We start from the raw sequence: 12380 nt of genomic DNA, 5'->3' as shown, positions 1-12380 counted from the left end.
CCGCCTCGCTCGATGCCGCACGTGCTCACTGGTTTGCCAGCTCCTTCATTTCGGTGATGGCCGGAACCGCCATCGGGTCCAGCCCGTGTGCCAGGGCGAGGTAGATCGACGCGAAGTCCGGGACCGCCACCAGCGACGCGAGCCGCTCCAGCGCGGAACCGCCCTCGGCGGTCACCACGTCGCAGCGCACCCCGCGCCGCTCGGCGAGCGTCTGCACCGCGTCCGCGCGGCGCTCCTCCACCGCCAGCGGCTCGTCGGTGTCGTCGTCGGCGTTGAGGCCACCGTCGCGCAGCAGCACCAGCCGCAACCGGATGCCGTCCGGGTCGGTGTCGTCGGGGTCGGCGAAGATGTCCCGCTCGCCCTCGGCCAAACCGCCGAAGACGCCGTCGAGCAGCCCCACCCGGCCCCGGCCGGCCTCGCCCAGCGCACCGCTCACCACCGGATAGCGGGAGTTCGCGGAGAGCGTGTCACCGAACCGGCGGGCGGCCACGGTGGCCAGCGGGGACGAGCCCCAGACGATCGGGATCGACCCGGCCAGCCCCAGCGCGAGGGACTTCGCCGGATTGACGAAGGACTCGGCGGTCGGCCGGCACCGGTCGGCGTCGGCGTCAAGCCGGGCCGCGGTCTCCGCCAGATCCGCCTCGTTGACCTTCACGAGGCCGAGCGTACGGGCGGCGAGCAGGACCGGCACGGTGAGCGCCCACAGGCTGGCCCGGGCCGGGGCCCGCCGCGGCACCGGGATGAACGGCGCGCGGGCCCGCTCGGCCACCGACTGGAGTTGCGAGTCCGGAGCGCCGACCGCGACCAGCCGGGCCCCGCGCCGGTGCGCCGCCTCGGCCGCGCCCAGCGCCTCCGGGCTACGGCCGGACGCGCTCACCGCGATGACCACGTCCGCCGCACCCACCCAGCCGGGCACGCCGGCGCTGCGGTGCGGGATGACCGGCACCGGGCAACGCGGCCCGGCGACCGTGGCCAGCACGTCCCCGGTACGCCCGGCCGTGCCGATGCCGGCGATGACCACCGCACGGGGACGCCCGTCGTCGGCGAGCACGGACAGGTTCGCCTCGGCGGCCAGCGCCGCCGACTCGCGCACCTGGGCGCCGGCGGAGGCGGTGAACCGCAGCATCCCGCCCGGATCCCGCTCGCCGAGCTGCGCCGGGTCGTCCAGCAGTGCCTCGTCCGCGTGCCGGTGCCCGCTCACCCCGGCCGTACCGTCCATCACCGCGACGACCCGCCCCGCGCGTCGTCGGCCGCCGGACCACCGCGCGCCTCGTCCAGGAGCAGCACCGGGACGTCGTCCCGGACCTCGAAGACGCGACCGCACTCGGTGCAGGTCAACGTCTGCGCCTGCGGGTCGTAGTCGAGCGGGGCGTGGTGTGTGTCCGGGCAGGCGAGGATCTCGAGCAACTGCGGGTCCAGGGCCACGGCGCGGCTCCTTCCACGTATGTGGTCTCACCGGTCGGCGGTGCCGTCCGGCGCACGCGATCTTAACGGCGAACCGCCCCCGGCACCCGGTCCCGTGCGACACCCGGCCGGCCGGGTCGGGCCGGCACCACCCATGGTCACGGTAAACCCGGGACCCCGTCGGGGCCGGCTCAGTCCGGCATGCGGGGCAACACGCTGGTGGCGTCCCCGTTCGCGGGGGCCGACGGCGGAACCTCGGCCGGGGGCTTCCCGTACACGTTGCCGGTCGGACGCGGTGGGGTGGCGCCGCCGTACACCGTCGGGGCCGGCCCGGGCGTCCCGGAGCGGTAGGTGGTGCTGCTGCGGGGCAGCGGGACCGGCGGATGCTCGACCACCGGGCCGTCGTCCGTCCGGTCCGCGCGGCTGCGACGCACCAGCAGGACGATCAGCGCGACGCCGACGAGTACCAGCGCGATGCCGAACCACATGACCATGGAACCTCCGAAGGACGAATCGTCGGCGGCGACACCGGCAGCCGGATCGACGGCGGCGACCACCGCCGACGTACCGGCCGTCTCGGCCGGCGCGGCGGCGACCGCGCTGGGCGTGGGGGTCGGCGAGGGCTTGCGGGAGGGGGTCGGGCTCGGGCTCGGCGTACGCTCCGCGCCCACCAGCCGGGCAGTCCGGCCGGCGCGGCCGAGCACCTGGCCGTTCGCGGCGCTCGCCTCGCCGGCGATCTCCAGCCGCCCGCCGACGGCGCCCGGCAGGAAGGACACCCGGTAGCGCACGGTCGCGCCCTTCCCCTTGCACAGCGGCCGCTCGATCGGTGCCACCTGAGTGGTGGTGACCACGCCACCACCACCGGAGGCCGGCACCGCCACCCAGCGGCCACCGGACGCCACCTGCACCCGGACCTGGTCGGCCCGCAGGCCGTCCAGCTTCAACCCGAGCGTGGTACGCAGCGCCACACACCCCTCGGTGCGCTTCCGCACCTCGACCGCCATCGCGCCCGCCGAACCGCCGGCCGTGAAGCTGCTCGCCGAGCGCAGCCCGACCCGGTCGCCGTCGGCCAGCGCCGGGGACGCCGCGGCGGCCACCAGGCCACCCAGCATCACGCCGACCGTGGCCCAACGCGCCGCGTGCCGCCTCACCGACATCTCCACCTCACCGTTTCCGTCCCGGACGGGATCCGCCGGTCAGGTTACTACCGGGCCACCCCGGCACCCGCTCATCGAGCGCCCCACATGTGTGCCGCGTTACGCCACACGGTCAGCTTCGGTCGCCGCCCGCCGCGAGGGCCCGACGGCAGAGCTGGTCGGCCGTCCGGGTGGTCTCCGGCAGCCGGTACCGGGGCGTCAGAGCCAGTACCCGCTCCACCGCCTCGTCCAACCCGATCCGGTGCCCGACGCTGACGAAGACCGGCCGGACCCCGTCCCGGGTACGCAGCACCCGCCCGACCACCTCCTCCCCGTCCCGCAGGTCGGCCCGGTCACCGCGCCGCGGACCCGGCCCGGTCCACGAGCCGACCAACGGCGTCTTGCCCACCCCGAGCGCCGGCAGCCCGGTCACCAGCCCCAGGTGGCAGGCCAACCCGAACCGGCGCGGATGCGCCACGCCGTGCCCGTCGCACACCAGCAGCTCCGGGCGGACGGTCAGCCGCTCCAGCGCGGTGAGCAACGCCGGCATCTCGCGGAAGGCGAACAGCCCCGGCACGTACGGGAAGGCCGGCCGCCCCACGCACACCGCCTCGTCCACCACGGCCAGCGTGACCGCGTCCAGCACCGTGACGGCCGCCGCGAGCCGGTCACCGCTTTCCGCGTACGCGACATCCAGCCCGGCCACCGTCGCGGGCGCGCTCGGACCGGGCCCGACCAGATCGACCCGGGACCGCAACTCCTCCTGTACGCGCAGCGCCTCCGCCACGTCGGCCGGCGGCCGGTACGGGACGCCCTCCGCCGCCACCGGCCCGGGGCGCGCGGGTGTCACCGGCCCACCCGGCCGTCGATCCGCTCGCGCAGCAGATCGGCTCGCCCGTTGTGCCGGGCGTACTCCCCGATCGCATGCACCAGCAGCTCCCGCAGGGAGACCATCCGGTCCCCCCGGTGGCCCCTGACCTCCAGGTTCGGCGCCGCCGCCACGAACCGCTCGGCGAACGTCACCTCACGGCGCCACGCCGTCCACGCCTGCTCGACCAGCGCCGGATCGGCGACGGCGCCGTTGAAGGGCCAGTCCACGTCACCGGTCGGCCAGATCCGCGACACGTCCTTCCCGGCCATGACGCGGCGGAACCAGTGCCGTTCACGCTCGGCGGCATGACGCAGCAGCCCGAGCAACGACATCGTCGACGGTGGCACCGACCGCCGCGCGAGCTGCTCCGCGTCCAGCCCGGCGCACTTCAACTCCAACGTGAGACGGTGGTACCGCAGCTCGCCGACCAGGACGCTCCGCTCGTCCGCCCCCGGAGCGTCGACGCGGGGATCCTCCTCCGGCGAGACGAACATGTCCTCCCAGCCGAACCGGCGCGGACCGGCCCCCGCATCGGTGCTCATGACCGGCACGGGGCCATCAGGAGGCCGCGATGGTGGGGTCGGCACCGGGATCGCCGGCACGCTGGAGCTGCTCCTCGAACATCACGAAGGTGCGCCGCCGGATACCCGCGACGAGTGCTGCCTCCTCCGGCGTGTACGCGCGCCTCTCCGCGGTGGCCTGCTCGTCGATCGCCCGCACGGTCTCGTAGAGCGCGAAGATCGGCCCTTCTCCGCTGAGACTCAGCCCCCGCTCTTCTTCAACACGCTGCACGAATCGCTCAGCCGACCGCACGAAGATGTCCCCACCCATGGCGAAAACTATCTCGTCAATGATGTCGTCGGCTGCCTGCCAGCCGCCCGTCCGGAGATCCAACCGCCAGGCGATCAGACCACCCTCCGCTGTCGGCATGATCTTCACAGGGGTGTCGTAGTAGTCGTAGTAGCCGGCAAGGTTGAGCCCGTCCGCCGCCGCTTCCGTCATCGCTGTCCACCACTCAGGGTCGATTGAAGGGCGGCCCAGAAGTGTTCACGTTGGCGCCGGACGATGCCCTTCCGGATCGCTGATTCCGCGGGGGAGAGATTACGGCCCTCGCTCCGGGGCACCGCCTCGATGTCACGCCAGACCTCGAACAGGGAGTGCTCCCATACCGCCACCCGGTCCAGCGCGGCCAGGTGCAGGCGGAACTCGCCGATGTGTCCGGTAGCGGTTCGTACCAGGAACTGGATATCTCGATAGCCGCTGTCCTGGGGATCACGGAATCGATCCTCAAATCTCGCCACATCGAGATCAGGGTTGCTGGTGAGGCTCGCCAGCCCCGCGTACAGATCATCCAAGGTCTGGTACGAAACCCTACCGGCCGCAAGGTCTCGAAGGCGGTCGGCTCTGCCGCCGTTCCGGGCAACCTTGTCCTCAGCTCGGGCACGATCTTTCGGCCCGGGGCGTGGCTTGTACTCGGCCCCGAGCGTCGACAGTTGAGCCAACCGGCTACCGAGTAAGTCGAGTTCATGCTGGGCGACCGCCGCGTCCCGATACAGCCGATCCAGATACGACTTCGAATACGACGGATCGACGAGGCTGGCCTTGTCGAACCCCGGCTGGGCCGGCACTGGACGCTCACCTTCGAACCGCTGACTCACCTCGATCTGGTCGGAACGGAGCGGGGTGGCCTCAACGGGAGGTACCGGTGCCGAGGCGACGGCCTTTGCGCCGCGCTCGCGGATCTCCCGCACTACGTCGCCCAAGACGTCGATGGCCTGTTGGTGGCTGGCCAGGTGGTGCAGAGTCACCGGCCGGGCGGTCAGCGAGTTGGCGAGTTCCGGCGTCGCCAGGATCATCCGGACCAGGTCGGGACGCTCGGCGAGCTGCCGCACCAGCGTCTCGGCCAGCAGTTCCTCGCGCCGTGGCGGCGCCTCCCAGCTCTGGTCGAGCATCCGCTGGACGCGCGGGTCGGCGAAGAGCCGGTTCAGGTCGCCGGCCGCCGCCTCGTCCAGCCCCGGTAGGAGCCGACGCAACGTCGGCCCGTCGGCGTGCTGCGCCAACTCGACCGGGGTCACCCCGGCGGCGAAGGCGTCGGCCAGGCTGCCGCTCGCCGCCAGCGCGTCCCCGACGTAGAGCCCGGCGGCGATCCGGGTCGCGTGGGCCGTGCGGTGCGCGTCGCGTACCCGATCGGGCTCCGGCTCGGCCTGTGGCGCGCTGCCCGGGAACGGGGTGCCCGGCGGTCGGTGGAAGGTGGTGGACTCGCCGAGCAGGTGGACGCGGTTGAAGTCGGGCGTACCTCCGTTCTTGCGAGGCGGCGGGTCGGGCGGTCGCGGCGGCGCCGGACGATGTCGTGGCTCGGGCAGCACGTTGTAGTCGCCGGGCGGTCGGCCGGTGAGCGGCATCGGCCGGCCGTCCGGACCGAGGACCAGGGCGTCCACCCCCACCACGTTGCCGTCGAACGGGACGCCGCTGTGCCGGTAGAGCGGTTGGCCCGCCACCACCCCGCTCTGCGGGTCGAGGTAGAGCACGGTGCCGTTCTGGTTGAGCGCCACCCAGGCGTGCGAGCCGCCGCCCTCGAAGCTGGTGATGAGGAAGGCGTAGCTGCCGTGACCGCCCGACGCCAGCTGCGCGTGCAGGTCGCGGTAGCCACGCTCGACGAGCCTTCGTCGGTCCTCGCCGGCCGTCCCGGGGTGGTCGGGTACGCACAGGTTCTGGAACCGTCCCCCGGTCGTCTCCTCGACCCGCAACGGTCCGTCCAGCTCGCCGCCGACCGGCCGGCGCACGTCGCCCGACAGGTAACCGTCGAAGGTGCGCGGCGCGGCGACGCGTGGCCGACCGTGCACCCACGTCTCGAAGAGCGACAGCGTGCAGTCGAGGCAGTTGATGCCCCGGGTGGCGTCGGCAGCCGGGCCACCGTCGTTGGCCAGCCGGAACCAGTCGCCACGCCGGGGGTCGGCCGTCCGGATCACGCTGCCGTCCGGATTGCGGGGCATCTGCCGTTCGAGGTCGGTCTGGTGCAGCGCGAGCGGGGGCCGGAGGCCACCCCGCCGGCCGTAGGGGCGGGACCGGTCGACCGGCGGTGGATGCCCGTGGCCGGTGAGCGCGGAGTGGTCGGCCGTCTCCACCGCGCCGAGGGCCAGGTCCGCCACGTCGTCGTTGATCCGGTAGAAGTCGAGGTCGTCCTCGACCATCACCCGATCCGGCAGGCGCTTACCGGCACGTACCGCGTCCGCCTCGTCGACAGCCCGATAATGCAGGCGTTCCCGCAGCCGTCCCTCCCGCACGTGCTGGTCGGCGAGCTGGTGCTGCCCGGCCTGGCGCAGCTCGTAGCCTCGGGTGAGGAGCCAGCGCGCTGCCTCGTAGTGCTGATCGGCAAGGTCGCGGAACTCCTTGACCTGCGCCTGCCGCCGATTCTCCTCGTGCAGCGCCCGCTGAGATTGCAGGTAGCCCTGGTAACGCCGCCGATCCAGAGCCTCGCGGTCGGCTGCCAGTCGCGCGGCCCGCTGCTGGAAGGTCTCGTGGCGCGGGGGCCGGGGGTGGGACGGACCGGAAATCGGGGTCGAGTCGGCGGTGGGACGCGGCGGAGCCAACGAGTCCAGCAGAGGAAAACGAGGATTCGGCACCGGCCGGGGATCAGGGCCGACGGCGGGCGCTCCCGGGTTCGGTGCGCCCTGCGGATGGAGCGGCGGGGCTGGCGGCGCAGCGAGATTCCCCTCATGTCCACCCGCAGTGAGCCGATCCGGCGACGGCGGCATCGCCGGGTACGGGTGGTCGGCGAGCGGCGGGGAAAGGGTCGCCGCCGCCTGCACGGGAGCGGTCGGGGCCAGGACGTTCGTGTCGATCACCGCCGACGCCGGGATCGCGCCGCTCCGGACCTCACCCGGCCCGGCGAGAGCGGTACCGGGGTGCGGCGCGTCGACGGTCACTGAGGACAGCGTGGGAGTGGTGGTGGTCGAGGTGGTTGTCACGACGGCGGCGTCGACGCTTCCCAGGGAGGGCCGCGCCGAGGGGGGCAGCTCCGGCGCCGGGGGTGCCGCGCCCACCGGGTCGAGGTGAGGGGCCGCCGCCACGGCATCGGCCAGCGGCGGGGTCGGAGAACTCGTGACGGCGGCCGGAGCCGGCCGGGAGTGGACAGCCGGATCGCCGCCCTGCACGGGTGGGGGCGGCTCGGCGGCCCGGTGGTCCGGCACGTAGCCGGCCGGACCGGGCCCGGGTGGCGTCTCCCCGCCGACCGGTGGCAGATCCAGGCCGACTGGCGGCGCCGTGAGCCCGCCCAGTTTCCCGTCGAGCCGGTGATGCAGCGCCGTCTCGGTCTGCCCGGTGGCGGAACCGCTCGCGCCGGACGCCGCAGCCCGCGCCAGGTCCTCCAACGACGGGCCCTGGCCGGTGGCCAGCCCGGCCGCGGTCTCGGCGAGGCTCTCGCCGGCCATCTCCCGCCCGAGGCGCTCCCCGATCTGCGTGAACCGCCCGCTCGTGTGTCGGCCCAGACCGGCGAGCGGGGCGACCGCGCCGCCGGCGAAGCCACCGAGCCCCGACGCGCCCACGTCGGTCAGGTCGAGGCCGTTCCGGCGGCCGGTGGAATTCTGGTACGCCTGGGTGGCCAGGCTGGTGCCCGCCTCCTGCCCGGCCTCCGCCAGCCCGCCGAGCACCGCCTTGCGGGCCAGCCCTCGGGCTCCGCTCTTGACGACCTCCTTCGCGGCCCGTTCGCCGGCCTCCTTCAGGCCCTCCTTGACCGCCTTGCGGGCCAACTGGGCCACCAGCCGCTTGAAGATCTGCTGCACGGCGATGCGGGTGGCGGTGATCGCGGCGCCGGCCGCCGGTGACGCCGCGCCGAGCGTGAGCACGGTGACCACCGCGAGGGACAGCAGCTCGACGACCAGGATGCCCAGCTCGATCCAGGCTTCCAGCTTCGCGCCCTCGATGTCGCAGCCGCAGGAGTCGACCAGCCGCCCCAGCTCGTCGGTGGCCGCCACGAGGGCGTGCAGCGGTGCGTCCTCGCCGCCGGCCACCTTGTCCCAGGCCGTGTCGAAGGCGTGCGCCACCAGGCCGACCCCGCCGTACCCGCTCTTCACCTCGCCGGCAGCGGTGGTGGCCTCGTCGCGCGGGCCGGCCAGGACGCCGGCCACGCCGTACCACTGGTCGGCCAGGTCCCAGACGGCACGCTCGTTGCCCTCCGGCCACTCCACGCCGACCACCCAGTCGAGCGCCTCGTAGATCCAGCCGGGCACGTCCCAGGGGCAGTAGTCGAGCGGGTGCGGGATCGGGCTGGGCAGCATGCTCACGCGCGGATCCTCCGGTGGTCAGCGCCAGGGCCGATGCGGGTTGTGTCGTTGGTGCGGGATCTGCCCGAGGTCACGGGCGTTGCTCAGGTCCGTCTCCACGGTCGCGGTGACCGAGCGGACCACGTCCGACCCGATCCCTTCGAGCGACCGGCCGAGCAGCTCCCACGCCCGCAGCAGCGTCTCGGCGTAGCCCTGGTAGTGCTTGTCGAACGCGGCGCCGATGTCATCCCGCCCCCACGGTCGTCGGGCGCTCGCCGCGGCGATCGGATCGCCGGTCTCCCGCCGGGCCGCGGTCACGGCCTTGCCGGTCACGGCCAGGTCGGCGCCACCGCGCCGGGCGCGGTCCGCGTCCAGCCAGATCTCCTCCGCGGACACCGGTCACTCACCGCGTGACGCCACGGCGTCGGCCCGACCGAGCAGCGCGCCGAAGTCATGGGTACGCAGGAAGTCGACCGACGGCGAGCCGGGAGGCAGGTAGCCGGTGACCAGCTCACGGGTGGCGGCGGACGCGGCGGCGGAGGCGCGCAGCACGGTCTCGGTGATCTTCCGGCTCAGCGCCCGGGCGTCCCGGTCGTGGAACACGGCGGGACTCACCTCGACGCTGATCAGCTCGCCGCGCGCCCCCACCACGGCGGTGACCTGGCCGTCGTCGGAACGTTCGGTCACCCGCAACTCGGTCAGCCGGGTCTGGAGTTCGTCCAGACCGGACCGCAGTCGCTGATACTGGCCGTACACCTCGTCGAACCTCGCACGCAGCGCACGGTTCGCATCCCGGTCCGCACTCTCGGCCACCACCGCTCCCCTTCCGTCACTGTGGGTAGGGCCGACCATACCGGGTGCCACGGAATCCGTGGGGTCCGGTAATTTCAGGTGGTGATCGAGCGACAGCAGGCCGAGCAGCTCGCCTCCGTGTGGGCCCGGCGCGACTCCGACCGCCTCGGTTTCCCCTGCACTCCGGTGGTCGAGGAGTTCGAGCTGGGTTACGTGGTCCTGTCCACCGTGTCCACGGAGGCGCGGGCCCTGCCCGGCGACCTGGCCACCACGGTCATCGACAAGGAGACGGGCGAGGTCTCCACCTGGCCCCGGGTGCCGGCGGCCGCGGTCGAGCAGATGTACCGGCAACGCCGCCCGACCGAGCCGCGCGCCCCCCGCACCGTCGACCCGGCCGGGCAGTTGCTCCGCGAGCTGACCCGGCTGCCCACGCCGGGCGCCGCCGCGCACCTCACCCTGGACGGCCGGCTGCACGTCGCGCAGGGCGCGAAGGGCGACGTCGAGCTGCACCATCACCCGCTCGTGCGGTCCTATCTCGACGAGCTGCCCGCCGGTCACCTGGTGCGGGGCGGCGAGCGGCACGCCGAGATGATCGTCGTCTCCGACGCGCTGCACGAGCACGACCACCGCCGCGCCGCCGACGGCCTTCCGCCGATGACCCTCGACGAGGCACGCGGGCTGCTCGGCGCGGGTCGGATCGAGACCTTCCGGAGCCGCGAGCCGGGCGATCCGGCGGGCGGCGCGGCCGAGCTGCCCTGCGACTCGTGCGTCAGGTTCCTGGTGCGTGTCGCGGTCCTGCCCTGGTCCGACCTCGCGTTCGTCGAGGAGTGGCGTCCGGAGCCGCGGGACCTCGTCCAGCCGGGACGGTTCCCCGACGAGGTCGCCCATGCGCTGGCGGACGGTGGCTGGCAGGTCAGCATGTTCAACGAGGCCCTTTCGATGGGCGCGATCGCCGAGACCACGGCCGTCGCGGGCCAGCATCACCGACACGAGGTCTTTCCGGCCGCCGAGGAGGCGCTCACCGCGTTTCCGGCCGTCCTGAGCCGACGGCGCGGGCCGGGGGAACAGGTGTGGATCAGTCGGTTCACGACGAATCCGCTTCGCGCCGCGCACACCGCCGACAGCCTCGCCGACTTCGGCGCGGTCCTGGGCGCCCGCCTCTTCCCGTTGGGCAGCGAGCGTCAGGAGAGCATCCTCGCGGTCGACGAGCACGGCCGGGTCTTCGCGCTCGACCAGGCCGGCGAGTGGTTCCTCGGCGCCGATGTCGACGCCGCTCTCACCACCCTGCTGCTCGGTCGCGCCGCTCCCCGGGTCCGCGACGACGGCACCTGGTGACCCGCCCTACAACGCCACCCCGGTGAGCACCAGGACGCGTGGCTCGGTGTAGTCGTCCATGGCGCTGCGTACCCCCTCCCGCCCGACGCCCGACCCCTTCACCCCGCCGTACGGCATCTGGTCGGCCCGGTACGACGGCACGTCGCCGACGATCACGCCGCCGACCTGAAGCGTGCGGGCGGCGGCGAACGCCACGTCCGTCCGGTGGGTGAAGACGCCGGCCTGCAGCCCGTACGCGGAGTCGTTGACCGCGGCGAACGCGGCCTGGTCGTCGGCGACCGGGGCGACCACCAGCACCGGCCCGAAGACCTCCTCGGCGCTGACCTTCGCGTCGGCCGGCACGCCGCTGAGCACGGTCGGCGGATAGGTCGCGCCGTCGCGTCGGCCGCCCACCTCGATGGTGGCCCCGGCGGCGACCGCCTCGTCCACCCACGCCTCCACCCGCTGCGCCGCCTCGACGGAGACCAGCGGCCCGACGTCGGTCAGCTCCGAGCGGGGGTCGCCGGTGCGTAGTTCCTGGACGGCGGCGACGAGCCGGGGCAGGAAGCCGTCGTAGAGCCATTCGTGCACGTGGACCCGCTGCACCGCGATGCACGACTGCCCGGCCTGGTAGTTCGAGAACGTGGCGATGCGGTGCGCGGCGAACGTCAGGTCCTCGTCCGAGGACCAGTCGGCGCAGATCACCGCTGCCGCGTTGCCGCCCAGTTCCAGCGTGACGTGCTTGTCCGGGGCGGCGCGGCGGATGGCCGCGCCGACCGGCCCGGAGCCGGTGAACGAGACCACCGGCAGCCGCGGGTCGGCGACCAGGTCGGCGGCGCGCTCGTTGGGCAGCGGCAGCACCGAGACCATGCCCTCGGGCAGGTCGGTCTCGGCGAGGAGTTCGCCGAGCAGCAGCGCGGTGAGCGGGGTGGCCGGGGCCGGTTTGACCACGATCGGGGCGCCGACGGCGAGCGCCGGGGCGACCTTGTGGGCGACCAGGTTGAGCGGGAAGTTGAACGGGGTGATGCCGAGCACCGGCCCGCGCGGCACCCGCCGGACCAGCGCGATCCGCCCGGTGGCGGCCGGGTCGGTGTCGAGGCGTTGCAGCTCGCCGGAGAAGCGGCGGGCCTCCTCGGCGGCCCAGCGGAACACCGACACCGCGCGGCCCACCTCGGCCTTCGCCCACTTGACCGGCTTGCCGTTCTCGGCGGTGATCAGGGCCGCGACCTCGTCGGCCCGGTCGGCGAGCCGCCGGGACACGTGGTCCAGGGCCGCCGCGCGGACGTGCGCGGGCAGGGCCGCGGCTTCCGCGGCCACCCGGGCGGCACTCGCGACGGCGGCTTCGACCTGGTCGGCCGTGGCGAGCGTGGTACGCCCCACCGACTGCCCGTCGTACGGGTGGGTGACTGTCAACTCTGCCTCGCCGTGGGCGGGGCGACCGGCGACGTAGAAGGCTCTCGGCTCCACGTCCGGCAGCGTAGACCAGGAACGCCCGCGCGGAAACAGTTGCTCAAACCCTTGTCTGCCTCGGATTCAGTAGCCAAGATGGCAGTCAGATTGCGAGAACCTCCGCTGACCTTCCTTCCGGCCACCCTCTCGGAG

11 protein-coding genes are annotated in these 12380 nt (G+C 73.7%); 1 reads left to right on the top strand and 10 read right to left on the bottom strand.

The features are described from left to right. Window positions 1–25: 25 nt before the first annotated feature. The 9 genes from ACH495_RS30030 to ACH495_RS29990 all read right to left on the bottom strand — a co-directional run bounded on the left by ACH495_RS30030 (window position 26) and on the right by ACH495_RS29990 (window position 9485). A complete protein-coding gene (locus ACH495_RS30030) occupies window positions 26–1222 on the bottom strand; it encodes an SIS domain-containing protein (RefSeq protein WP_396861075.1) in 1197 nt (398 codons plus the stop codon). Then, window positions 1219–1425, bottom strand: a complete 207-nt coding sequence (locus ACH495_RS30025) for a Trm112 family protein (protein ID WP_107157732.1) — start codon at window positions 1423–1425, stop codon at window positions 1219–1221. The genes ACH495_RS30030 and ACH495_RS30025 overlap by 4 nt, the downstream gene beginning before the upstream one ends. Window positions 1426–1595: 170 nt before the next feature. Further along, window positions 1596–2561: a hypothetical protein gene (locus ACH495_RS30020; RefSeq protein WP_396861074.1), complete on the bottom strand. Its 966-nt coding sequence runs from the start codon at window positions 2559–2561 to the stop codon at window positions 1596–1598. A gap of 112 nt (window positions 2562–2673) precedes the next feature. Next, window positions 2674–3390, bottom strand: a complete 717-nt coding sequence (gene nfi, locus ACH495_RS30015; RefSeq protein WP_396861073.1) for a deoxyribonuclease V — start codon at window positions 3388–3390, stop codon at window positions 2674–2676. Further along, window positions 3387–3953 (bottom strand): DinB family protein, encoded by a 567-nt coding sequence (locus ACH495_RS30010; RefSeq protein ID WP_396861072.1) that lies wholly within the window; start codon window positions 3951–3953, stop codon window positions 3387–3389. The genes nfi and ACH495_RS30010 overlap by 4 nt, the downstream gene beginning before the upstream one ends. Window positions 3954–3969: 16 nt before the next feature. After that, window positions 3970–4413, bottom strand: a complete 444-nt coding sequence (locus ACH495_RS30005; RefSeq protein ID WP_396861071.1) for a hypothetical protein — start codon at window positions 4411–4413, stop codon at window positions 3970–3972. Next, window positions 4410–8687 (bottom strand): toxin glutamine deamidase domain-containing protein, encoded by a 4278-nt coding sequence (locus tag ACH495_RS30000; protein WP_396861104.1) that lies wholly within the window; start codon window positions 8685–8687, stop codon window positions 4410–4412. The genes ACH495_RS30005 and ACH495_RS30000 overlap by 4 nt, the downstream gene beginning before the upstream one ends. Window positions 8688–8711: 24 nt before the next feature. Further along, a complete protein-coding gene (locus ACH495_RS29995; protein WP_396861070.1) occupies window positions 8712–9068 on the bottom strand; it encodes a hypothetical protein in 357 nt (118 codons plus the stop codon). 3 nt (window positions 9069–9071) lie between these two features. Further along, on the bottom strand, window positions 9072–9485 hold the full coding sequence (locus ACH495_RS29990; RefSeq protein WP_396861069.1) for a YbaB/EbfC family nucleoid-associated protein: 414 nt from the start codon (window positions 9483–9485) through the stop codon (window positions 9072–9074). 78 nt (window positions 9486–9563) lie between these two features. Between ACH495_RS29990 and ACH495_RS29985 the strand changes: the two genes are divergently transcribed. Then, window positions 9564–10799 (top strand): SUKH-3 domain-containing protein, encoded by a 1236-nt coding sequence (locus ACH495_RS29985; RefSeq protein WP_396861068.1) that lies wholly within the window; start codon window positions 9564–9566, stop codon window positions 10797–10799. A 6-nt stretch (window positions 10800–10805) separates the two neighbouring features. Here the strand turns inward: ACH495_RS29985 and ACH495_RS29980 are convergent, their stop codons facing one another. Continuing rightward, on the bottom strand, window positions 10806–12245 hold the full coding sequence (locus ACH495_RS29980; protein WP_396861067.1) for an aldehyde dehydrogenase family protein: 1440 nt from the start codon (window positions 12243–12245) through the stop codon (window positions 10806–10808). Between the last annotated feature and the right edge of the window lie 135 nt (window positions 12246–12380).

It is taken from the genome of Micromonospora sp. NPDC018662 (assembly GCF_044391475.1).
In the GTDB taxonomy this organism is placed as follows: Bacteria; Actinomycetota; Actinomycetes; order Mycobacteriales; family Micromonosporaceae; genus Micromonospora.
Note: the sequence above shows the minus strand (reverse complement) of the source record. Positions and strands in the feature narration are given on the sequence as shown.